Below are 21,893 nucleotides of genomic sequence, written 5' to 3'. Positions count from 1 at the left end.
GCGGTCCGGCGCGGGGGCGGGTCGGCTGTTAGCGTCGGACCATGCGTGCCGTCTATGCCGACTCGATCAATCCGGACAATCCCCTGGCGGGACTCGTGGTGGGCGAGCGGCCCGAGCCGCAGGCCGCCGAGGGCTGGACCACCGTGCGGGTGATGGCCAGCGCGCTCAACCACCACGACCTGTGGTCGCTGCGCGGCGTGGGCCTGTCCGCCGAGCAGCTGCCGATGATCCTGGGCTGCGACGCCGCCGGGGTCGACGAGGACGGCAACGAGGTCGTCGTGCACGCGGTGGTCGGCGACCCGGCGGCCGGGGGCGGCGACGAGACGCTGGATCCGAAGCGCTCGCTGCTCTCCGAGCGCCACCAGGGCACCCTGGCCGACGTGGTGACCGTGCCGCGGCGCAACCTGGTGCCCAAGCCCGAGGGCATGACCTGGACGGACGCGGCGTGCCTGCCGACGGCCTGGCTGACGGCGTACCGCATGCTCACCACCCGCGGGCGGTTGCGCGACGGCGACAGCGTGCTGGTGCAGGGCGCGGGCGGCGGCGTGGCCACCGCGGCCGTGGTGCTGGCCCGGGCGCTCGGCGCGCGGGTCTACGCGACCAGCCGGGACGCCGCCAAGCGGGAGAGCGCCGCCGGGCTGGGCGCGACCGTGCTGGCTCCGGGCGAGCGGCTGCCCGAACGCGTCGACGTGGTCGTGGAGACCGTCGGCGAGGCCACCTTCGACCACTCCGTGAAGAGCACGAAGCCGGGCGGGCGCATCGTGGTGTCCGGTTCGACCTCCGGGCACCTCGCCACGGTCGACCTGCGCCGGATCTTCTTCCTGCAGCAGGAGGTCGTCGGCTCGACCATGGGCACCCGCGACGAGCTGGCGGCGCTGCTGGAGCTGATGGCGGCGCGGAAGATCGCGCCGGTGGTGGACACCGTCTTCGACTTCGCCGACGCGCGCGGGGCCTTCGAACGGCTGGCCGCGGGCGCGGGGTTCGGCAAGATCGTGCTCGACCACCAGGCCTGAGCAGGCTCACACCCGCGGGGTCGGCGCCGGCTCCGCGGTGGTCGCCGTCAGCCCGCCCCACGGGTCGCGGCAGACGTAGCTGAGATCCGCGTGGATCCAGCGAGCGTCGTTGTCGCGCAGGACCGGGCGGGCGCAGTGCAGGCAGGGCGAGACCCGGGGGTACGCCGTCCGGCCGCCTCCGCCCGCACCGTGCTCGGTTCGCTCGCCGCGCTGCCCGGCAGCGCCTGCCCGCGTGGTCGGCTCGTGCACGCATCCTCCTCGGACTCGCTCGTCGACGGCATCATTCATCGACATTGTCGATGATGCTCTGTCCGATCAGGATGTGCAAGCCTTGCTGCTCAGGCGGGTGGCCACTCGTGCGCCAGCACCGACCAGAACTCGCTGTCATACCGCTTGCCGCGGTACGGGTAGGACTCGCGCAGCACGCCCTCCCGGGTCATGCCCAGCCGGGCCGCGACGGCCAGGCTCCGTGCGTTGTCCGGCCGGGTCACCCACTGCACCCGGCTCAGGCCGCGCTCGCGGAACGCCCAGTCGAGCAGCGCCCGGCAGGCCCGGGTGATCAGCCCGCGGCCCTGGGCGGCCGGTTCCAGCCATACCCCGATCTCGCCGTTGCCCGCCTTGGCGTCGACGTCGAACAGCATCGTGCCGCCGACCAGCGTCCCGTCCAGCCAGATGCCGAGGATGCGGCCGGTGCCCGCGGCCTGCAGGTCGGCGTAGCGCTGCAGGGTGGCGCGGGCGGAGTCCAGATCGGTGGAGCGGCTCGCCCACGGGATCCACGGGTCGACGTCGGCCCGCGCGCGGTCCATGTGCGCCAGGAACTCCTCGGCCTGCCACGGCTCCAGCGGCCGCAGCTCTGCGCCGTCGCCGAGGGGGAGTGCGAACATGCTGGCCCTCTCTCACTTCCGAATGATCACGACGCTGGCCATTGTGCCCCATCCGCGGTTCCGGCGAACCAGGCCGAAACGGTTTCAAACGGCGCTAGTCTGGCGTCGGGCATCGTGATCAATCACAGACACGGGGGGACTGATGAGCGAGCCGCAGGACAAAGAGGGGCGCCTGGAGGACCTGGAGCATGAGGCCGCGGGCTTCATGAACCCGTTCAAGTGGGGCAAGAAGAAGAAGGAGGAGGAGGAGGCGAAGAAGGCGCAGGAAGCCCAGGCGCAGGCCCAGGCTCAAGCGCAGGCCGCCCCTGCTCCGGCCGCGCCCCCGCCGGCCGCGCCGTCGATCACCGAACCGGCGGCCGCGCCCAAGCCCGCGGCTCCGGCAGCGGCGGCGCCCAAGCCCGCGGCCCCGACGCCGAAGGCGCCCGCCGAGCGCACCTACAAGGTGAAGTCCGGCGACACGCTGTGGGACATCGCGGCGCAGTACTACGGCGACGGCCGGCAGTACATGAAGATCGCGAAGGCCAACAACATCGCCAACCCGAACCTGATCAACGTCGGCGTGGTCCTGAAGATCCCCGACTGAGCACCACGCGTCGCGCGGCGGCGGGCCGGTCGGCCCGCCGCCGCGCCGTGTCCGGTGACGCGGCCCGCGGCTCAGCGGGCCAGCAGCTCCGCGGTCTGGTTCGCGATCTCGAGCTCCTCGTCGGTGGGCACGACGCAGACCGCCGGGACCGCGCCGTCGGGCGAGATCAGGCGCTCGTCCCGCGCGGCGGACCCGTTGCGCGCGGCGTCCACCACGATGCCCAGCGCGCCGAGCCCCGACAGCGACGCCTCCCGCACCGGGGCGGCGTTCTCGCCCACGCCCGCGGTGAAGGTGATCGCGTCGACCCGGCCCAGCAGTGCGTAGTAGCCGCCGACGTACATCTTGACGCGCTCGCAGTACACGTCGAAGGCCAGCTCGGCCGCGGCGTCGCCGTCGGCGCGCCGCCGCAGCACCTCGCGCATGTCGTTGTCGCCGCACAGGCCCTTCAGCCCGCTGCGCTGGTTCAGCAGGTCGTCGATGGCCTCGAAGGACATCCCGGCGACGCGGTGCAGGTGGAACACCACGGCAGGGTCGATGTTGCCGCTGCGGCTGCCCATCACCAGGCCCTCCAGCGGGCTCAGGCCCATGCTGGTGGCGACGCTGCGCCCGCCGCGCACCGCGCAGGCGCTGGCCCCGTTGCCCAGGTGCAGCGTGATCACGTTGACGTCGGCCGGGTCCCGGCCGAGCAGCTCGGCGGTGCGGCGCGAGACGTACTCGTGGGACGTGCCGTGGAAGCCGTAGCGGGCGATGCCGTTCTCCTGGGCCACCTCGACGTCGATGGCGTACATCGCCTGCGCCGGCGGGATGGTCCGGTGGAACGCCGTGTCGAAGACGGCGACCTGGGGCACCCCGGGCAGCATCTCCCGAGCGATCTTGATGCCCTCCAGGTTCACCGGGTTGTGCAGCGGCGCCAGCGGGACCAGGCGGGTGACCGCCTCCAGCACGGCGTCGTCGATGAGCGTCGGCGTGGTGAAGCGCAGGCCGCCGTGCACCACCCGGTGGCCGATGCCGTCCAGGTCGGACACGTCCGCTGAGAAGATCACCTCGCGCACCGCCTGGGCGCAGTCGGTGACCCGCTCGATCAGCCCCCCGTCGACGGACTTGCCGTCGACGTAGAGGCCCCATTTCACCGAGGCCGAGCCGCAGTTCAGGACCAGGATCTTCATGAGACCACCTGCGACTGGATGGCGGTGATGGCCACCGTGGAGATGATGTCGCGCACCGTCGCGCCCCGGGACAGGTCGTTGACCGGCTTGCGCAGGCCCTGCATGACCGGGCCCACCGCGACCGCGCCCGCCGAGCGCTGCACGGCCTTGTACGTGTTGTTGCCGGTGTTCAGGTCCGGGAAGATCAGCACGGTGGCCCGGCCGGCCACCTCGCTGCCGGGCAGCTTGGTCGCGGCGACGCTCGGGTCGACCGCGGCGTCGTACTGGATCGGGCCCTCCACCGGCAGGTCCGGGCGGCGCTCGCGGACCAGCTTGGTGGCCAGCGCCACCTTGTCCACCTCGGCGCCCTGCCCCGAGCCGCCGGTCGAGTAGGACAGCATGGCCACCCGCGGCTCCACCCCGAACCGGGCCGCCGTCTCCGCCGAGGACAGCGCGATGTCGGCGAGCTGCTCGGGCGTCGGGTCCGGGTTGATCGCGCAGTCGCCGTACACCAGCACATGGTCGGCCAGGCACATGAAGAACACGCTGGAGGCGACGCCCACACCCGGTTGCGTCTTGATGATCTCGAACGCGGGCCGGATGGTGTCCGCGGTCGGGTGCACCGCGCCGGACACCATCGCGTCGGCGCGCCCGGTGTGCACCATCATCGTGCCGAAGTAGTTCACGTTCGTCATCAGGTCGTACGCGATGTCGCGGGTCATGCCCTTGTGGGCGCGCATCCGGGCGTACTCGGCGGCGAACTCCGACCGCCAGCGCGAGTCCGCGGGGTTGACCAGCCGGGTGTCGCCCAGGTCCAGGCCGAGCTCGCGGACTCGCTGCTCGAGCTGGTCGACCGGGCCGAGCAGGGTCAGGTCGCACACGCCGCGGCGGTTGAGCGCCTCGGCGGCGCGCAGGATCCGCTCCTCGACGCCCTCCGGCAGCACCACGTGGCGGCGGTCGGCGCGGGCGCGCTCGATCAGCTCGTACTCGAACATCAGCGGGGTGACCCGGTCGGGCTGGCTCAGGTCCAGCCGCCCGGCCAGCTCGATGGTGTCCACGTGCGACTCGAACAGGCCGAGCGCGGCGTCCACCTTGCGCTGGTTGTCGCCGCGCAGGCGGCCCTCCAGGCCGGTCAGCGCGGCGACGGTGTCGTAGCTGTCGGAGGGCACCGTGAAGATCGGCAACTCCACCCGGAACCGGCTCACCAGCGCCACCACCCGCGGGTCGGGCTCCACGCCCAGCGTCAGCAGCAGGCCGGACACCGCCGCCTGGCCGCCCAGGTGCGCGGCGAACGTGGCCACGATCAGGTCGGCCCGGTCGCCCGGCGTCACCACCAGGCAGTTGTCCCGCAGGTGCTCCAGGAACGTGGGCACCGAGGCCGCCCCGACGACGGCGCTGACCACGTCGCGGGCCAGCGCGCTCGGGGTCGCGCCGTGCACCGGCGTCGCGTGCAGCGCCGCGGCCACCTCGGCCACCGTGGGGGCGGCGATGGCGGGCAACTGGGGGACGGCGTACACCGGCACCGGCAGCAGCGGGAGGCGTCCGGTCGCGGCCGCGGCCACCCGGTTGGCGATGACGGCCAGCACCGGCAGCTCGTCGCAGGCGTAGTAGGCCGCGCGCACCGCGTCGGCGATGTCCCCGGCGTCCCGGCCGTGCCCGTTCACCACCGGCAGCACCGAAGCGCCGAGCTCGCCCGCGATACGCAGGTTGAGCTGCAGTTCCTCGGGCAGCGCCGGTTCGTCCCGCCCCTCGCCGAGGGTGCGGCCGAAGTCGGTGCCCACGATGATCACCGCGTCGCAGCTGCGCTCCAGCTGGTGGTAGTGCTCCAGGATCTCGCCGACCAGGTCGTCGACCCGGTGCGCCCCCAGCAGGGCGGAGGCGTGCTGGTAGCTCGGCCCCGTCGCGCCGATGGTGCCGTATCGGCTGCCCAGCAGGGCCACGACCGGGTCGGCGTCGTCGTCCTCGCGGGTGAGCGGGCGGAACACCCCCAGCCTGCGCACCCGTCGGCTGAGCAGTTCCGCGAGGCCCAGCGCCACCGCGGACTTGCCGCCGCCCGCCTCGACGCCGGTCACATATACGCCACGAGCCACAGCAAACCTCCGCCACCACCCTACGACGTGGTCGGCCGCCCGGTACCGGCACCGCCGGTACCGGGCGGCCACGATGTCGCCGCGGCGCAGTGGGCGGCGTGACCGCCCTAGGCCGCCGGAGCGGGCCCCGCCGTGTCCTGCGCCTGCGCCGTGTCCTGCGCCTGCGCCGTGTCCTGCGCCTGCGCCGTGTTCGGCGCCTGCGCAGTGTCCGGGGTGGCTCGGCGGCTCCAGCGCAGCACCGTCACCTCCACGGCCACGGCGAGCAGGATGATCGCCGCGGTGCGGATGCCGAGCGCCTCCTGCAGCCCGAGCCGACCGAACTCGCTGCCCGCGTACATGAGGCCGGCGACCAGGCTGGCAGCCGAGGTCGCCAGCACGACGGCCGAGGCGAGCAGCAGCCGGTGCCTGCGCCCGCCGAACGCCAGCGCGATGCCGAACAGCAGCACGAAACCGGTGGCCATCAGGGGTAGCACCCGCCCGTTGTCAGGGAAGAAGGCCCGCTCGACCTGGTACGGGACGACGCGCGGGATCTGCCCGTACGTGGTGCTGTTGACGCTGTCGGGCAGCCTGTCCGCGGTCGCCGCCAGGTAGAGCCTCGGCGCGCTGAGAGCGAAGCGGTAGCTGCTGCTGGCCGCGTTCGCCTCGCCCCAGGCCTTGAACTCGGGACACGATCGATAGGCCTTGGCGAACAGGCTCATGGGGCGGTTGGCGTCGGCGATGGCGTCCATCGCCGGGCACGACGGCATGCCCAGGCTCGACTCGTACACCTGCTTGTACGCGGGCTCGGGGAAGATCCGCCGGTGCAGCCGGAACATCAGCGTCTCCTCGTCGAGGGAGAGCGAGGTCACACTCCAGCCCGCGAACGTCCTCGAGACCGTTGGCATGATCGCGCTGCACCAGCCGACCGCCAGTATCAGGACCAGGACGGCCGGCAGGGCCGCCCGGACCCGGCTGCGGTCGCGCCACATCATCCAGGCGAGGCACACGCCGAGCACCACCACGAACACCCGGATCTCCGGCCGGGTGAACGTCCACCACCCGGCGGCGACGGTCATCACGACCAGCGACGTGCGCGTTCGCCGGTCGGCCCAGCGGATGAACATCGCGAGCGTCAGGACGCCGAGGCTGACCGACAGCGACTCGGTGATGATCACGACGTCCCAGTTCGCCACCCTGACCTGCACCCCGAGCAACAGCACCGCGTACGCCGCGATCAACCGCGCCGGGGCCGTCCGCAGGGTGGTGAAGAGCACCCAGGCGAGCGCGATCCACGCCACGGTCGCGATCGTCCACTGCGCCAGGACGCGCGGGGGATCGCTGTCGAACAGCGCATACAGCGCCGGCGCGCCCCACAGCCGCGGCGAGTGCCCGACGAACGAGACGAGTTCGCCCCGGTCGAGCAGCGGATCCCCGCGGTAGGCGTACGTCGAGCTGTCGAAGCAGCACTTCAGCGGGCTGTAGTCCATCACCTGGATCACCCGACCGGTGATGAACAGCACCAGCCCGGGCAGCAGCAGCCACAACGGTCGGTCATGCCGGAAGCGGGCGCGGAGGGAGGAGAGGGCGGTGACCAGCATGGTGTCCCTTGCACAGGCGTCGAGGGGGTGGGCAGATGCGAGGGTATCCCAGAGATCTCGGGCTCAATACGTGTCAGGGCTTTGCCGTGACCGGTGCCGGCGTGGCCCTGTCAGGCCTACTCGTCGTCCTCGTCGAGGCGGGCCAGCCAGGTGGCGAAGCGCTCGACGGGGGTCTCGAACTCGGGGTTCAGGTCGATGAAGTCGCGCAGCCGCTCGGCCAGCCACTCCAGGGTGACCTGCTCGTCGCCCCGACGCTCGACCAGCTCCTCGATGCCGCGGTCGGTGAAGTACATGGAATCCTCCGGAAAGGCCGCCGTCCCCGTCCCGCGCCTGCGGGCCGGGGACGGCGGTCATCACTGTGTTCGATCGCTCGGTGTTCAGGAGCGGGGCAGTGCCGCCTCCAGCAGCGCCGCCTGCTCGACGTCGTGCAGTTTGGTGGAGCCCACGGCCGGGGCCGCGGCGGCCGGGCGGGAGATGCGGCGCATGCGCACCCCGTCCAGGTGCTCCAGCAGGTTCAGGGCGACGAACGACCAGGCGCCCTGGTTGGCCGGCTCCTCCTGCACCCAGCAGAAGTCCTCGGCGCCGGCGTACTTGGCCAGCTCCGCCTTCAGCTCGTCCACCGGCAGCGGGTAGAGCTGCTCCAGGCGGATGATCGCGGTGTCGGTGACGCCGCGCTCCTGCCGCGCCTGGACCAGGTCGTAGTAGACCTTGCCCGAGCACAGCAGCACCCGCTTGACCTGTGCCGGGTCGAGCTGCGCCGTCTCGCCGATGACCGGGGAGAAGGTGCCCTCCGTGAAGTCGGCCACCGACGACACCGCGAGGCGGTGGCGCAGCAGCGACTTCGGCGTGAACACGACCAGCGGCTTGCGCTTGGCCGACAGCGCCTGGCGGCGCAGCAGGTGGAAGTGGCTGGCCGGGGTCGACGGGATGGCCACCCGCATGTTGTCCTCGGCGGCCAGCTGCAGCCAGCGCTCCGGACGGCCCGAGGTGTGGTCGGGGCCCTGGCCCTCGTGGCCGTGCGGCAGCAGCACGACCAGGCTCGACTGCTGGCCCCACTTGACCTCGCCCGAGCTGATGAACTCGTCGATCACCGACTGGGCGCCGTTGACGAAGTCGCCGAACTGCGCCTCCCAGAGCACCAGCGCGTTGGGGTCCTCGACGGAGTAGCCGTACTCGAAGCCGAGCGCGGCGTACTCGCTCAGCAGCGAGTCCTGCACGTGGAAGCGGGCGTCGTCGGCGGCCACCGCGGTGGCGGGCAGGAAGTCCGCGCCGGTCAGCGCGTCGACGATGGCCGCGTGCCGCTGCACGAAGGTGCCGCGGCGCGAGTCCTGGCCGGACAGGCGCACGGTCACGCCCTGGGCCAGCAGCGAGGCGAACGCGATGATCTCGCCGAAGCCCCAGTCGATGTCGCCCTCGGCGGCCATCTTCGCGCGCTTGTCCAGCAACTGCTGGATGCGCTTGTGCGGGGTGAAGCCCTCGGGCAGCGCGGTGTGCGCCTCGCCGATCCGGCGGACCAGGTCGGTCGGGATCGCGGTGGCGACAGCCGGCTCCGGCAGCACCTCGCGGGCCCGGGTGAGCCGGCTGGACACCCCGGCGACCGCGTCGCGGGTGGCCTTGAACACCGTCTCCAGCTGCGTCTGGTAGTCGCGCAGCGCCTCCTCGGCCTGCTCGACGGTGATGTCGCCGCGGCCGATCAGCTCCTCGGTGTAGAGCTTGCGCACCGAGCGCTTGGTGTCGATGATCTGGTACATCAGCGGGTTGGTCATCGAGGGGTCGTCACCCTCGTTGTGACCGCGCCGGCGGTAGCAGACCATGTCGATGACGACGTCCTTGTTGAACTCCTGGCGGTACTCGAACGCCAGCCGCGCCACGCGGACCACCGACTCGGGGTCGTCGCCGTTGACGTGGAAGATCGGCGCCTGGATCATGCGCGCGACGTCGGTGCTGTACAGCGAGGAGCGGCTGTACTCCGGGGCGGTGGTGAAGCCGACCTGGTTGTTGACGACCACGTGCACGGAGCCGCCGGTGCGGTAGCCGCGCAGCTGCGACAGGTTCAGCGTCTCGGCGACCACACCCTGGCCGGCGAACGCGGCGTCGCCGTGCACCAGCAGCGGCAGCACGGTGTAGCCGTGCAGGCCCAGGTCGAGGCGGTCCTGCTTGGCCCGGACGATGCCCTCCAGCACCGGGTCCACGGCCTCCAGGTGCGACGGGTTGGCGGCCAGCGACACGGTGGTCGAGAACTGCCCGTCCGGCGAGGTGAACTTGCCGGTCATGCCCAGGTGGTACTTCACGTCGCCGGAGCCCTGCGCGGTCTTCGGGTCGAGGTGGCCCTCGAACTCACCGAAGATCTTCTCGTACGGCTTGCCGACGATGTTGGCCAGCACGTTGAGCCGGCCGCGGTGCGCCATGCCGATGACGACCTCGTCCAGACCGCCCTCGGCCGACGCCTGCAGGATCTCGTCGAGCAGCGGGATCAGCGACTCGCCGCCCTCCAGCGAGAACCGCTTCTGGCCGACGTACTTGGTCTGCAGGAAGGTCTCGAAGGCCTCGGCGGCGTTGAGCCGGCCCAGGACGTGCTTCTGCTCCTCCGGGCTGGGCTTGGTGTACTTGCGCTCGACTCGCTGCTGGATCCAGCGGCGCTCCTCCGGGTCGGTGATGTGCATGTACTCCACGCCGACGCGGCGGCAGTAGGAGTCGCGCAGCACGCCGAGGATGTCGCGCAGCTTCATCACGTCCTTGCCGGCGAAGCCGCCGACCGGGAACGTGCGGTCCAGGTCCCACAGGGTCAGGTCGTGCTGGCGCACGTCCAGGTCCGGGTGCTTGCGGATCATGAACTCCAGCGGGTCGGTGTCGGCCATCAGGTGGCCCCGGACCCGGTAGGAGTGGATCAGCTCGATGACCCGCGCGGCCTTGTCGATCTGGCCCTCGGAGGTGTGCGCGATGTCGCGCACCCAGCGGACCGGCTCGTACGGGATGCGCAGCGCCGTGAAGATCTCGTCGTAGAAGCCGTGCTCGCCGAGCAGCAGCTCGTGCATGACCTTGAGGAACTCGCCGGACTGCGCGCCCTGGATGACCCGGTGGTCGTAGGTGCTGGTCAGCGAGATGATCTTGCTGACGGCCATGTCGGCCAGCTGCGACTCGCTCATGCCGGAGAACGGCGCCGGGTACTCCATCGCGCCGACGCCGATGATGGCGCTCTGGCCCTGCATCAGGCGCGGGATCGAGTGCACGGTGCCGATGCCGCCGGGGTTGGTCAGCGAGGTCGTGGTGCCGCTGTAGTCGTCCATGGTCAGCTCGTTCTTGCGAGCCCGGCGCACCACGTCCTCGTACGCCTGCCAGAACTGGCGGAAGTCCATCTGCTCGCAGCCCTTGATGGACGGCACCACCAGGTTGCGCGAGCCGTCGGGCTTGGCCAGGTCGATGGCGATGCCGAGGTTCACGTGCTCCGGCTTGACCAGCGACGGCTTGCCGTTGACCACGGCGAAGTGGTTGTTCATCTCGGGGTGCATGCCGATCGCGCGCACCATCGCGTACCCGATGAGGTGGGTGAAGCTGACCTTGCCGCCGCGGCCGCGGGTCAGGTGGTTGTTGATCACGATGCGGTTGTCGGACAGCAGCTTCGCCGGCACGGCGCGCACGCTGGTCGCGGTCGGCACCTCCAGCGAGGCGTCCATGTTCTCGACGATCTTGGCGGCGACGCCGCGCAGCGGCACCACCTGCGCACCGGCGGGTGTCGGCTTCTCGGCGGGCTTGGCCTGCGCGGGGGCCGGCGGCACGGCGGCGACGGGCGCGGGCGCGGCGGCCGGGGCCGCCGGAGCCGGGACGGTGGCAGCCGGGGCCGCGGCGGGCTGCGCGGGGGCGGCCGGCTTGGCGGGAGCGGCGGCCTTGGCCGCGGCAGGGGCACTGTCCGCCGGCTTGTAGTCGGCGAAGAAGTCGTGCCACGCCGGATCGACGCTGGTCGGGTCGGCGAGGTACCGCTGGTACATCTCCTCCACGATCCACTCGTTCGGACCGAAGCTCGCCAGTGGGTTGTCCTGAACTGAGCGTCCAGTCGGGCCGGCGCCCGAGGTGTGCTGGGTCGACACGGGTTTTTTCGCCTCTTCCGCACGTCTTTAACGAGTACTCAGAAAACCGGGTCCCAGGCTACGCGGTGCGATGTGGGGCGGCACTCGCGGCACGGCTCCGTGTCGCATGACACACGCCGTCCTATGCGCGACAGTACGCCGCGGGCGAAACCGCAGCTCGGCCGTGACCCAGGGCACAGCACGCCCGCGCCGACCGGCCGGGCGGGCGCACCCGCGGTGACGCAGCCCGCTCAGCCGGCCACCGCGATCCAGGTCGCCTCGGCCCGGGCCAGCAGGTTCCCGTCCGGGGCGTAGAGCGACGAGCGGACCAGCGCCTTGCGGCCCTCCCGGCGCACCGGCTCGCCGACCACCACGCACTCGTCGTCCGGCTCCGGCAGCGCATCCACCGCCACCGCGTACCGGCCGAGCACGAACGCCTGGTCCCGATCGATGACGGTCCAGCCGCCGGGGCAGTCGAGTGCGGCCCACACCACCGCCGGTGACCGGTCGGTCGGCACGAGGAAGGTGGCCGCGGTCCGGCCGTCGGGCAGTCGCCCGGGGAAGATGCGCAGCCCGTCGGGCCGCTGCGGGCCGCAGACGAAGCAGGTGGGGAACGGGTGGTCGGTGTGCCCGGGGTAGCGGCCGGACGCGGCCAGCGCCTCGGTGCGGCTCACCGGCGGCACCGCCGGGATGTCGTCGGCCCGCCGGGTCACCGAGGCGATCAGCGTCTCCTGCGGGTCGTGCACCGCCCAGCCGTCCGCGGTCGCGGTCACCGCCAGCGCCGTCTCCAGCGGCGGCGGCTTGCGCAAGGTGATCTCGACCAGCCCGTCCACCGCGCCGACAGCCCCTGCGACCAGGCCACTCGTCCAGCCGCCGTTGCCGGAGCCGGGCGGTCCGTTGTGCCGGGCGTCGATCACCAGGGAGGTCATGCCTGCAAGCCTCTCACTCTTCATGTGCCGGTCATCCAGCGCGGGCCCAGGTGTCAAGCAGGGCTTCTACACAGGGCACATGACGACGATGTTGTTGACCGCCGCCCCCACCGGCTACTCCGCGCTGATCGCCGGGGACGCGGCCACGGTCGAGGCGGCACAGCGGCTGCGCTACCGCGTTTTCGCCGAGGAGATGGGCGCCCAGCTTCCCGACACCGGAGGCCTGGACGTCGACGAGTACGACGCGTACTGCGACCACCTCGTGGTGCGGGAGGACCGCACCGGCGAGATCGTCGGCACGTACCGCCTGCTGCCCCCGCAGCGGGCCATCTGGCTGGGCCGCCGGTACGGCGACAGCGAATTCGACCTGACCGCCCTCACCGTCCTGCGCGACCAGCTGGTCGAGGCCGGGCGCAGCTGCGTGCACCCCGACCACCGCACCGGCGCCGTGATCAACCTGATGTGGGCCGGCATCGCGAAGTACCTGGACCGGATGGGCCACCGCTGGCTGAGCGGGTGCGCCTCGGTGCCGCTGGCCGACGGCGGCGTGCAGGCGTCGCAGGTGTGGGACCTGGCGTCCCGCAAGCACCTGTCGCCGCCGCAGCTGCGGGTGCAGCCGCGCAACCCGTGGCAGGCGCTGCCCGTCGAGCGTCCCGCCACGATCGCCGCCGCGCCGCCGCTGCTGCGCGGATACCTGCGGCTGGGCGCCTGGGTGGCCGGTGCGCCCGCGTACGACGCGTCCTTCGGTGTGGCCGACTTCTACGTGCTGCTCGGCGTGGACCGGATCGACCCCCGCTACCTCAAGCACTTCCTGGCCGCGTGAGCGGCTCGCGACAGGGGTGAGCACGGTGCGAGCGATGAGAACCGAGCCGCGGACGGCGATCCCGCCCGCGGCGGGCGCCGCGGTCCGTCCGGCGGCGCCGCCACGGATACCGGCAGACCAGCTCTGGCGGCCGTACGCGGACTGCGGTCGCCAGTGCGGCGGCGACGGCGGGCCGCGGGTCGGCCGGTTGCACCAGGCGCTGCGGGCCGTGGCGGGCGGGCTGGTGCTGCTGCTCGGCGTGCTGCTGCCGTGGCGGCCCGACCTGATGGCCCGGGCCCTGCTGCGGGCGCTGGGCATCCGGCTGCGGGTGACCGGACCCGGCGTCACGCCGGGCGCGCTGCTGGTCGGCAACCACGTCTCCTGGCTGGACATCGTGGTGATGACGGCGCTGAGCCGGCGGGCGGGGCGGCTGCGCATGGTGGCCAAGACCGAGGTCGGCACGTGGCCGGTGATCGGGCGGATCGCCCGGCGCCAGCAGACGATCTTCGTGGACCGGGCCCGGCCCCGGGCGCTGCCGGGCACGGTGGCGCAGGTGGCGGCCGCGTTGCGGGCGGGACAGGCGGTGCAGGTGTTCCCCGAGGGGACGACCACCTGCGGGCCGCACCCGGTGCCGTGGCGGGCGGCGTTTCTGCAGGCCGCGGTCGACACGGGCGCGCCGGTGCAGACCTTCACCATGCGCTACGCGCACCCGGCGGCGGGTTTCGTCGGCGACGACACCCTGCTCGTATCGCTGCGCCGGGTGCTCGCGGCGCGCGGCATGTCCGCGGCCGTGCTGCTCGGCGCGCCGCGTCCGGCCGACGCGCCCCGGCGGGAACTGGCCGCCCGGCTCTCGCACGCCGACCTGCCCGCCGCCTGAGCGTGTCGGCGCGGTCCCGCCCGCGTCGCGCGCCAGCCGGGTGACCCGGTAACCGCGGCGATAGTTCCGAATTCAGCTGATTCGCCGGGTTCTGTCGTCGAATTCACAGGAAGCGTTCAGGGTATCCACAGCGCCGGGCGAGCGATCCGGCGCAGGATGGAGCACATGCCTGAGGCGAATCTGCTCGTGGTGGAGGATGACCCGAACATCCTGGAGCTGCTGTCGGCCAGCCTGCGTTTCGCGGGCTTCGAGGTCAAGGCGGTGGGCGACGGCGCGACCGCGCTCGACGCCGCCGCGAAGGTGCGGCCTGACCTCGTCGTGCTCGACGTGATGCTGCCGGACCTCGACGGCTTCGAGGTGATCAAGCAGCTCCGCCAGGACCGCGGCCGGGTGCCGGTGGTGTTCCTGACCGCGCGCGACGCCACCGACGACAAGATCCGTGGGCTGACGCTCGGCGGCGACGACTACGTCACCAAGCCGTTCAGCCTCGAGGAGCTGACCGCCCGCATCCGCGCCGTGCTGCGCCGCACCAGCGGCGAGACGGGCACGCCCCGGCTCACGTTCGCCGACCTGGAGCTGGACGAGGAGACCCACGAGGTGCGCCGGGCGGGCAACCTGGTGCAGCTGTCGCCGACCGAGTTCAAGCTGCTGCGCTACCTGATGCTCAACCCCAACCGGGTGCTGTCCAAGGCGCAGATCCTCGACCACGTGTGGAACTACGACTTCCGCGGTGACGACAACATCGTCGAGTCCTACATCTCGTACCTGCGCCGCAAGGTCGACAACGTGTCGCCCCGGCTCATCCAGACCCTGCGCGGCGTCGGCTACGTGCTGCGCAAGCCGACGTCGTGAAGCTGCCGAAGCTCACGCGCGACCAGCCGTTGCGGGTGAAGCTGACGGCTTACACGATGCTGCTGCTGGTCCTGGCGATCGTGCTGATCGGTGTGGCCAGCCACCTGGCGATGCGGCGCTACCTGACCGACCGCGTCGACAGCGACCTGTCGGGTGCCCGGCTGCTGCTGGAGGACGAGATGTCCAAGGCGTCCCGCCCCGGCACCAGCACGGAGGTCTTCCTCCCCAGCGACTTCATCATCGGCTGGGAGAAGGCCGCCCCGGTGCCCGCGGGCGACGACCCCTGGGGGTTCGAGAAGCCGCCGAACGTGACCCGGCAGGACCTGCCGCAGCTGCCGCCGCCGAGCGAACTGCGCGGCCGGGCCGGTGACTACTTCACCGTCAAGGCTCGCGACGGCGCGCCGCACTGGCGGGTGATGGTGGGAGAGCTGAAGTTCCGCGGCGAGCCGACCGGCGTGCTCGTCGTCGCCGAGCGCACCACCACCATCGACGCGGCCGTGCACCGGCTGCTGTGGATCAACATCTACGGCGGCGCGGCCGTGCTCATCCTGGCCGCGATGATCGGCACCGAACTGGTCCGGCGCAGCCTGCGGCCACTGGCCGCGATCGAGAAGACGGCGAAGGCCATCGCCGGCGGCGACCTGACCCAGCGCGTGCCCGACCCGGAGGAGGGGTGCACCACGCCCCGCACCGAGGTCGGCTCGCTGGCCCGCGCGCTCAACGCGATGCTGGCGCAGATCGAGACGGCCTTCACGGCCCGTGCCGCGTCCGAGACGTCGGCCCGCGCGGCCGAGTCCATCGCCCGCGACGCCGCCGTGGCCGCGCAGGTCTCCGAGGGACGCGCCCGCCGCTCCGAGGAGCGGATGCGACGGTTCGTCGCCGACGCCTCGCACGAACTGCGTACGCCGCTGACCACCATCCGCGGCTTCGCCGAGCTCTACCGGCAGGGTGCGGCCCGCGCGCCGGAGGAGACCGCCTCCCTGGTCAAGCGGATCGAGGACGAGTCCCGCCGGATGGGCCTGCTCGTCGACGACCTGCTGCTGCTGGCCCGGATGGACCAGGAGCGCCCGCTGCGCCCGGCCCCGGTCGAGCTGCGCGTGCTGGCCGTCGAAGCGGTGCAGGCCGCCCGGGTGATGGACCCGGCCCGGCCGATCGAACTCGTCGTCGCGCCCGACGCCGGCCACCTGGTGGTCGCCGGGGACGACGCCCGGCTGCGACAGGTCATCGGCAACCTCATGAGCAACGCCCTGGCCCACACGCCACCGGGCACCCGCGTGCAGTTGCGGCTGCGTTCCGAGCCGGGGCAGGCTGTGCTGGAGGTGGCCGACGAGGGCCCCGGCCTCGACCCGGCCCAGCGGGACCGGGTGTTCGAGCGCTTCTACCGGGCGGACGCCGCGCGCACCCGCCGCGCCAACGGCCACGTCAGCACCGGGCTGGGCCTGGCCATCGTGGCCGCGCTCGTGGAGGCGCACCAGGGCACGATCGAGGTCGACAGCGAGCCCGGCAAGGGTGCCGTGTTCCGGGTGCGGATGCCGCTCGTGGAGATCGACGACGATGCCGATGATCAGTCCGGCGACCCGTCGCAGCAGGTGGATGCCTGATGAACCGCGCCTTCGACCCCGCTTTCGACCCGTGACCGGCCGCGACTCACAGACATTTTCCAGAACCAACCCAGAACTGACGCAGCGTCGCAAGGAAGACTGAGGACATGAGCGAGTACGACAAGCCCCAGACCGCAGCGCAGCCGACGGAACCGGTCGACACTGCCGCCGTACCCCCGCGTCCGGAGGCGACGGCCGGCACCGTGCCGGGCACTCCTGCTCACGCGGCATCCGACGACACCGCGGTCACCGCCCCTCAGGCGGTGGCCCCGGCAGCCGGCCTGCCGGTCGAGCCCGCCCCGGCGACGTGGCCGCAGCCGGCCGTCGCCGCGCAGCCCGGCCCGCAGCCGCCGGCCCACGCCTACCCGGCCCCGGCCTACCCGCAGTCCGCCCCGCCGTCGGGCTACCCGCAGTCCGCGCAGCCCGGCTCCGCGTACCCGGGGACTCCGGCGGGTTACCCGACGTCCGGCTACCCGGCCGCCGGTTACCCCACGGGCTCGTACCCGACCGCGGGCCAGCCCGCGTGGACCCCGCCCGGCACGCCGGGCAAGAGCGTCGGCGGGACCATCGCGAAGGTGGCCCTGGGCTCGGTCGCCGCGGTCGTGCTCGCGCTGGGCTCCGGCGTGGCCGGAGCGGTGATCGCGACCAACTACGCCGAGGACGGCAAGATCACGGTGTCGTCCGGCAGCACCGCCGCCGCGCCCGTGGTGGACCGCTCGTCGCTGGCCGGCGTGGCCAAGGCGATGCAGCCCAGCGTGGTGAACATCAGCACCGGCTCGGGCGAGGGCTCGGGCATTGTGCTCACCGAGGACGGCTACATCCTCACCAACAACCACGTGGTCGCCGGGGCCCAGAACCAGGACGTCACGGTCACCCTGTCCAGCGGCAAGAAGGTGCCGGCCAAGGTCGTGGGCACCGACCCGCGCACCGACCTCGGCGTGGTGAAGGCGAACACCAACGGCCTGACGCTGGCCCCCTTCGGAAACAGCGACCAGGTGGCCGTCGGCGACACCGTGCTGGCCATCGGCAGCCCGCTGGGCCTGCGCGGCTCGGTGACCGCCGGCATCATCAGCGCCCGCGACCGCACCATCTCGGTCGGCGAGGGCCGCTCGACCTCGCTGTCCGGCCTGCTGCAGACCGACGCCCCGATCAACCCCGGCAACTCCGGCGGCGCGCTGGTCAACACCAAGGGCGAGGTGATCGGCATCAACACCGCCATCGCCACCAACGGCAGCAGCGACGGCAACATCGGCGTCGGGTTCGCCATCCCGAGCAACAAGGCCAAGGGCATCGCCGAGCAGATCATGAACGGCAAGCCGGTGAGCCACCCGTACCTCGGCGTCTCGGTGACCGCCTCGAACGACGGCGGCGCCGCGGTCAGCGCGGTGACCGAGAACAGCCCGGCCAACAAGGCGGGGCTGCAGAAGGGCGACATCATCAGCAAGTTCAACGGGAAAATCATCAACGACAGCGATGACCTGGTGTCTGCCGTCCAATCGGGCACCGTCGGGCAGCAGGTGACCGTCGAGTTCACCCGAAACGGCGAGGCCAAGACGGCAACGGTGACGCTCGGCGAAGCGTCCTAATAGCAGCGCACAGGATCTGTGCCTCCTCCCCACCCGGCGGCGGGCGGGGGTGACCATCGGGGTTGGTCACCACCGCCCGCCGCCACCTTTGTGCCCGGAGTGCGGGCCTGCGCCATCGGCCACCGGCGCGTTCGCCACACCAGCCCGCACCTACGCCTTGGCCGTGCCGCTGCCGTGGTGAACGACGTGCGGCTGGATCCAGGAGGTTTGCCGTCGCCAGAGCGACGGCAAACCTCCTGGATCTGTTCGGTGCCGGCGGGATGATGCGGCGATTTCCCGTAAATGGCGTCCGTCCCGCCTCGACGGCGCGGCGGGGTCAATACAAGATCTGTTTTTGTGGACGCCGGCGGTGGCTATGGCAACGTCCAGCGTCCACAAAAACGGATCAACGAACGTCGGGCGAACCGTTGCCGGGCAACAGGATCGGGGCGGTGCGAGGGGCGGGTGGGGACGAGGAAGGGCGGGCATCCCGGAGGATGCCCGCCCTTCGTCTCGGTATGGCTGCCCGTCCCGGGGAGGCGGCCCCGGGACGGGCAGGGTCTGTGCCCTGGCGTCAGCGAACGGCTTCGGCCAGGTCCTCGTCGGTCAGGTCGGTGCGCGGCTGCTGCGCGACGGGCGCGGCGGTCGGCTCGGCGTGACCCTCGTGGCGCGGGGCGGCGTGCTTGCCCGCGTTGCGCTTGCGCTTGACCCGGGCCTTGAAGCCCTCCACCAGGGAGTAGAGGACCGGCACCAGGACCAGCGTGAGCAGCGTGGAGCTGACCAGACCGCCGATCACCACGACGGCCAGCGGCTGCGAGATGAAGGCGCTCGACTCGGTCAGGCCCAGCGACATCGGCAGCAGCGCGAAGATGGTCGCCACCGCCGTCATCAGGATCGGGCGCAGGCGGCGGCGGCCGCCCTCGATGATCGCGTCACGCGTGGTGTAGCCGTCTGCCCGGTACTGGTTGATCAGGTCGAGCAGCACGATCGCGTTGGTGACCACGATGCCGACGAGCATCAGCAGACCGATCATCGCGGCCAGGCCGAGCGGCTGACCGGTGATGGCCAGCAGACCCAGCGCGCCGGTCGCCGCGAACGGCACGGAGATCAGCAGGATCAGCGGCTGCACCAGCCCGCGGAACGTGGCGATCATGATGATGAAGACCAGCGCGATGGCGACCAGCATGGCCAGCCCCAGGTCGGCGAAGGCGTCCTGCTGGGCCTCGGTGACACCGCCGATGGAGTACGTCGCGCCGTCGGGCAGGTCGAGGGTCTTCAGCTTCTTGTCCAGCTCGGCGTTGATCGTGCCCAGCGCCTCGGCGCTCGGCGTGCCGGTCACCTTGGCCGTGCGGACCTGGTCCACGCGGTTGATCTGGCTCGGGCCGGCCACCGTGTTGACGTCGGCGACGTCGTCGAGGGTGACACCGGGGCCGATCGGCAGGGCGCGCAGCGCGGCGATGTCGGCCGGGGCCGCTCCGCTGCGCAGCACCACCGGCTGCTCGATGCCGTTGAGCACGACGCGGGTCAGCGTGGTGCCGCGGAACGCCTGCCCGACCAGCTGGCCGAGTGCGGCGTCGCTCAGCCCGGCCCGCGCCGCCGCGGCCCGGTCCAGGGTGACCTGCACCTGCGGGGTGTTGGCGGCCAGGTCGCTGTCGACCTCGGTCACGTTGGGCAGCTCGGCGACGGCCGCGCGGATCTGCTCGGCCGCGGCACGCAGCGTGGCGTCGTCGGCCGCCTCGACCGCGACCTCCAGGCCGTTGCCGCCGAAGCCGCCCTGCACCGCGCCGACCACGACCTCGCCGACGGCGCTGTCGTCCAGCGCGTCGATCTTGTCGCGCAGCGAGTCGGTGAGCGTCTTCTGGTCCGTGCCGGTTTCCGAGGTCACCTGGAAGCGGGCCTGGGTGGTGTTGGCGCCGCCGCCACCGCCGAAGATGCCGCCGCCACCGCCGACCGTCACCTGGTACGACTTCACGCCGTCGGTGGAGTCGAGGATCGTCTCGATCCGCTTCGCCGCCTCGTCGGTGGTGGCCAGCGAGGTGCCGATCGGCATGGTCTGCGAGATCGAGAACGAGTTGCCGGAGCTCTCGATGAAGCTGGTCTCGATCCGGGTGGCGAGGAAGCCGGTGCCGGCGATGACGCCGAACGCCAGCAGCAGCGTGACGAACCGGTGGCCCAGCGACCAGCGCAGGATCGGCACGTACGCCCGCTGCAGGGGGCTGCGCAGCTCCTTGGCCTCGGCCTTGGTCCGGATCGCTTCGAGCTCCTCGGCGGTGCCCTGCGGCGACTTGAGGAACCAGTACGCCATGACGGGGACGATGGTCAGCGACACCAGCAGCGAGGCCAGCAGCGCCGCGGTCACGGTCAGGCCGAACGGGCCGAACAGCTGGCCGACCATGCCGCCGACCAGCGCGACGGGCAGGAACACCGCGACAGTGGTCAGCGTCGAGGCGGTCACCGCGCCGGAGACCTCCTTCACCGCGGTGAGGATGGCCTCCTTCTTGGGTTCGCCGTACTCCAGGTGGCGTTTGATGTTCTCCAGCACCACGATCGAGTCGTCGACCACCCGGCCGATCGCGATGGTCAGGCCGCCCAGGGTGAGCAGGTTGAGCGAGTAGTCGCCGGCCCACAGCGCGATCAGCGCGATGACCACGCTGACCGGGATCGACACGGCGGTGACCAGGGTCGAGCGGACCGACAGCAGGAAGATCAGGATCACCAGCACGGCGAAGGCCAGGCCCAGCGCGCCCTCGGTGGTCAGGCTGCTGACCGAGCGCTCGACCTCGGGCGCCTGGTCGAAGATGACCTGCAGCGCGCCGCCCGCGCCGAGCTGTGCGGCGAGCTCGGGGAGCTTGTCGTTGACCTGGTGCGAGATCTCCACGGCGTTCGCGCCCGGCAGGGCGGTGACGCCGACGCCGAGGCTCGGCTTGCCGTTGGTGCGGGTCAGCGTGGTCGCGTCGGCGGGCGCCGAGACGACCGTGGCGACGTCCTTGAGCTGCGTGGGAGCGGCCGGGGCGGCGGGCTTGCCGGCGGTCGGGCGCGCGGCGCCGGCCGAGCCGAGGTACAGGTCGCCGAGCTGCTCGACGGTGGTGAAGCGGCTGCCGACCGCGACCGAGTAGACCAGGCCGCCGTCGGTGATCACGCCGCCGGGCATGCTGACGCCGTTGGCGGTCAGCGCGCCGGTCACCGCCTGCGCGGTGAGGCCCTTGGCGGCCAGCTTGGCCGGGTCCAGGTTGATGGTGACCTGCGGGGTGCGGTCGCCGGACAGGGTCGCCTCGCGTACGCCCTCGATGTTGTTCAGGGCCGGCAGCACGGTGGCGCGCACGCGGCGGGCCAGCTCCTGGTCGTCGCCGCCCGCGCCGCTGGCGGCGAGCTGGATGACCGGGATGTCGTCGGTGGTGCCCGCGAAGACCGTCGGGTCCACGTTCTGCGGCAGGCGCGCGTCGATGCGCGCCAGCGCCTGCTGGATGTCGCCCTCGACCTGGTCGACGTCCGCGCCGAAGTCGAAGGCCACGCTCACGGAGACGGAGCCGTTGCGCGACGTCGAGGTCACGCTGGTCACCCCGCTGACGCCGGCGACCGCCTGCTCGATCGGGATGGCGACCTGCTGCTCGACGATCTCCGGCGTGGCGCCCGGGTATGCGGCGACCACGGAGACCATCGGGAACTGCAGGTCGGGGAACATCTGCTGGCGCAGCTGCGGCAGCACGAAGGCACCCGCACCGAGGATCGCCACGCTGATCAGCGCGACTAGTCCGCGGTTGGCGAGGCTCAGCCTGGCCAGGAATGACATGACGACTCCAGGTGCATCACGGTCGAGCGTTATGGGGGATTGCGACCGCCGCAGTCAACCAGGTCAACGCGCAGGAACTGTGAACCGAACCTGAAAGCCAGCCGAAAGCCGCTTCGAGTTC

16 protein-coding genes are annotated in these 21,893 nt (G+C 72.0%); 7 read left to right on the top strand and 9 right to left on the bottom strand.

The window, feature by feature from the left end; translation table 11 throughout:
* Positions 1-41: 41 nt before the first annotated feature.
* Positions 42-1,013, top strand: coding sequence for a zinc-binding dehydrogenase (locus tag HAV39_RS26005; protein ID WP_191841780.1), 972 nt, complete (start codon positions 42-44; stop codon positions 1,011-1,013).
* 6 nt (positions 1,014-1,019) lie between these two features.
* On the opposite strand, the gene HAV39_RS26000 is transcribed toward HAV39_RS26005, so the two are convergent.
* The gene (locus HAV39_RS26000) at positions 1,020-1,262 is read right to left on the bottom strand and encodes a hypothetical protein (protein ID WP_191841815.1); all 243 of its coding nucleotides are present in this window, start codon (positions 1,260-1,262) and stop codon (positions 1,020-1,022) included.
* Positions 1,263-1,351: 89 nt separating this feature from the next.
* Complete coding sequence (locus HAV39_RS25995; RefSeq protein ID WP_191841779.1) at positions 1,352-1,897, bottom strand: GNAT family N-acetyltransferase; 546 nt, start codon at positions 1,895-1,897, stop codon at positions 1,352-1,354.
* A 142-nt stretch (positions 1,898-2,039) separates the two neighbouring features.
* Here HAV39_RS25995 and HAV39_RS25990 point away from each other — a divergent pair, with 142 nt between their 5' ends.
* Positions 2,040-2,480 (top strand): LysM peptidoglycan-binding domain-containing protein, encoded by a 441-nt coding sequence (locus tag HAV39_RS25990; RefSeq protein ID WP_191841778.1) that lies wholly within the window; start codon positions 2,040-2,042, stop codon positions 2,478-2,480.
* 71 nt (positions 2,481-2,551) lie between these two features.
* Here the strand turns inward: HAV39_RS25990 and HAV39_RS25985 are convergent, their stop codons facing one another.
* The 6 genes from HAV39_RS25985 to HAV39_RS25960 all read right to left on the bottom strand — a co-directional run bounded on the left by HAV39_RS25985 (position 2,552) and on the right by HAV39_RS25960 (position 12,285).
* Positions 2,552-3,646, bottom strand: coding sequence for an acetate kinase (locus tag HAV39_RS25985; RefSeq protein WP_191841777.1), 1,095 nt, complete (start codon positions 3,644-3,646; stop codon positions 2,552-2,554).
* Positions 3,643-5,715 carry a phosphate acetyltransferase gene (gene pta / locus HAV39_RS25980; protein ID WP_191841776.1) on the bottom strand — a complete coding sequence of 691 codons (2,073 nt, stop codon included), beginning with the start codon at positions 5,713-5,715 and terminating at the stop codon, positions 3,643-3,645. The genes HAV39_RS25985 and pta overlap by 4 nt, the downstream gene beginning before the upstream one ends.
* Positions 5,716-5,822: 107 nt before the next feature.
* Entirely contained in the window at positions 5,823-7,292 is a 1,470-nt protein-coding gene (locus tag HAV39_RS25975; RefSeq protein WP_191841775.1) for a hypothetical protein, read from the bottom strand.
* Positions 7,293-7,408: 116 nt separating this feature from the next.
* Positions 7,409-7,585, bottom strand: a complete 177-nt coding sequence (locus HAV39_RS25970) for a DUF6104 family protein (RefSeq protein ID WP_170213164.1) — start codon at positions 7,583-7,585, stop codon at positions 7,409-7,411.
* 84 nt (positions 7,586-7,669) lie between these two features.
* Complete coding sequence (locus tag HAV39_RS25965) at positions 7,670-11,377, bottom strand: multifunctional oxoglutarate decarboxylase/oxoglutarate dehydrogenase thiamine pyrophosphate-binding subunit/dihydrolipoyllysine-residue succinyltransferase subunit (RefSeq protein WP_191841774.1); 3,708 nt, start codon at positions 11,375-11,377, stop codon at positions 7,670-7,672.
* A 230-nt stretch (positions 11,378-11,607) separates the two neighbouring features.
* Positions 11,608-12,285, bottom strand: coding sequence for a hotdog family protein (locus HAV39_RS25960; protein ID WP_308440852.1), 678 nt, complete (start codon positions 12,283-12,285; stop codon positions 11,608-11,610).
* 79 nt (positions 12,286-12,364) lie between these two features.
* Here HAV39_RS25960 and HAV39_RS25955 point away from each other — a divergent pair, with 79 nt between their 5' ends.
* From HAV39_RS25955 to HAV39_RS25935, 5 genes are all read left to right on the top strand, one after another.
* Positions 12,365-13,108: a GNAT family N-acetyltransferase gene (locus HAV39_RS25955; RefSeq protein ID WP_191841773.1), complete on the top strand. Its 744-nt coding sequence runs from the start codon at positions 12,365-12,367 to the stop codon at positions 13,106-13,108.
* Positions 13,109-13,142: 34 nt separating this feature from the next.
* Positions 13,143-13,964, top strand: coding sequence for a lysophospholipid acyltransferase family protein (locus HAV39_RS25950; RefSeq protein WP_191841772.1), 822 nt, complete (start codon positions 13,143-13,145; stop codon positions 13,962-13,964).
* A gap of 165 nt (positions 13,965-14,129) precedes the next feature.
* Positions 14,130-14,816 (top strand): response regulator transcription factor, encoded by a 687-nt coding sequence (locus tag HAV39_RS25945; RefSeq protein ID WP_373311598.1) that lies wholly within the window; start codon positions 14,130-14,132, stop codon positions 14,814-14,816.
* A gap of 56 nt (positions 14,817-14,872) precedes the next feature.
* Entirely contained in the window at positions 14,873-16,417 is a 1,545-nt protein-coding gene (locus HAV39_RS25940; protein WP_191841804.1) for a sensor histidine kinase, read from the top strand.
* A gap of 107 nt (positions 16,418-16,524) precedes the next feature.
* Entirely contained in the window at positions 16,525-18,003 is a 1,479-nt protein-coding gene (locus tag HAV39_RS25935) for a S1C family serine protease (protein ID WP_191841771.1), read from the top strand.
* A gap of 553 nt (positions 18,004-18,556) precedes the next feature.
* Here HAV39_RS25935 and HAV39_RS25930 read toward each other — a convergent pair.
* Positions 18,557-21,772 (bottom strand): efflux RND transporter permease subunit, encoded by a 3,216-nt coding sequence (locus tag HAV39_RS25930; protein WP_191841770.1) that lies wholly within the window; start codon positions 21,770-21,772, stop codon positions 18,557-18,559.
* Positions 21,773-21,893: the final 121 nt, after the last annotated feature.

The sequence above is a fragment of the Catellatospora chokoriensis genome (assembly GCF_011297315.1).
GTDB classification, from domain to species: domain Bacteria; phylum Actinomycetota; class Actinomycetes; order Mycobacteriales; family Micromonosporaceae; genus Catellatospora; species Catellatospora citrea.
The sequence above is the reverse complement of the archived record's forward strand: the minus strand, read 5'-3'. Positions and strand labels throughout refer to the sequence as shown.

What these genes read in the sequence shown, in the direction of transcription:
- HAV39_RS26005 (WP_191841780.1), top strand. Translation starts at nt 42, where the DNA reads ATGCGTGCCGTCTATGCCGACTCGATCAATCCGGACAATCCCCTGGCG.
- HAV39_RS25995 (WP_191841779.1), bottom strand. Translation starts at nt 1,897, where the DNA reads ATGTTCGCACTCCCCCTCGGCGACGGCGCAGAGCTGCGGCCGCTGGAG.
- HAV39_RS25990 (WP_191841778.1), top strand. Translation starts at nt 2,040, where the DNA reads ATGAGCGAGCCGCAGGACAAAGAGGGGCGCCTGGAGGACCTGGAGCAT.
- HAV39_RS25985 (WP_191841777.1), bottom strand. Translation starts at nt 3,646, where the DNA reads ATGAAGATCCTGGTCCTGAACTGCGGCTCGGCCTCGGTGAAATGGGGC.
- HAV39_RS25975 (WP_191841775.1), bottom strand. Translation starts at nt 7,292, where the DNA reads ATGCTGGTCACCGCCCTCTCCTCCCTCCGCGCCCGCTTCCGGCATGAC.
- HAV39_RS25970 (WP_170213164.1), bottom strand. Translation starts at nt 7,585, where the DNA reads ATGTACTTCACCGACCGCGGCATCGAGGAGCTGGTCGAGCGTCGGGGC.
- HAV39_RS25960 (WP_308440852.1), bottom strand. Translation starts at nt 12,285, where the DNA reads ATGACCTCCCTGGTGATCGACGCCCGGCACAACGGACCGCCCGGCTCC.
- HAV39_RS25955 (WP_191841773.1), top strand. Translation starts at nt 12,365, where the DNA reads ATGACGACGATGTTGTTGACCGCCGCCCCCACCGGCTACTCCGCGCTG.
- HAV39_RS25950 (WP_191841772.1), top strand. Translation starts at nt 13,143, where the DNA reads ATGAGAACCGAGCCGCGGACGGCGATCCCGCCCGCGGCGGGCGCCGCG.
- HAV39_RS25945 (WP_373311598.1), top strand. Translation starts at nt 14,130, where the DNA reads ATGCCTGAGGCGAATCTGCTCGTGGTGGAGGATGACCCGAACATCCTG.
- HAV39_RS25940 (WP_191841804.1), top strand. Translation starts at nt 14,873, where the DNA reads ATGCTGCTGCTGGTCCTGGCGATCGTGCTGATCGGTGTGGCCAGCCAC.
- HAV39_RS25935 (WP_191841771.1), top strand. Translation starts at nt 16,525, where the DNA reads ATGAGCGAGTACGACAAGCCCCAGACCGCAGCGCAGCCGACGGAACCG.
- HAV39_RS25930 (WP_191841770.1), bottom strand. Translation starts at nt 21,772, where the DNA reads ATGTCATTCCTGGCCAGGCTGAGCCTCGCCAACCGCGGACTAGTCGCG.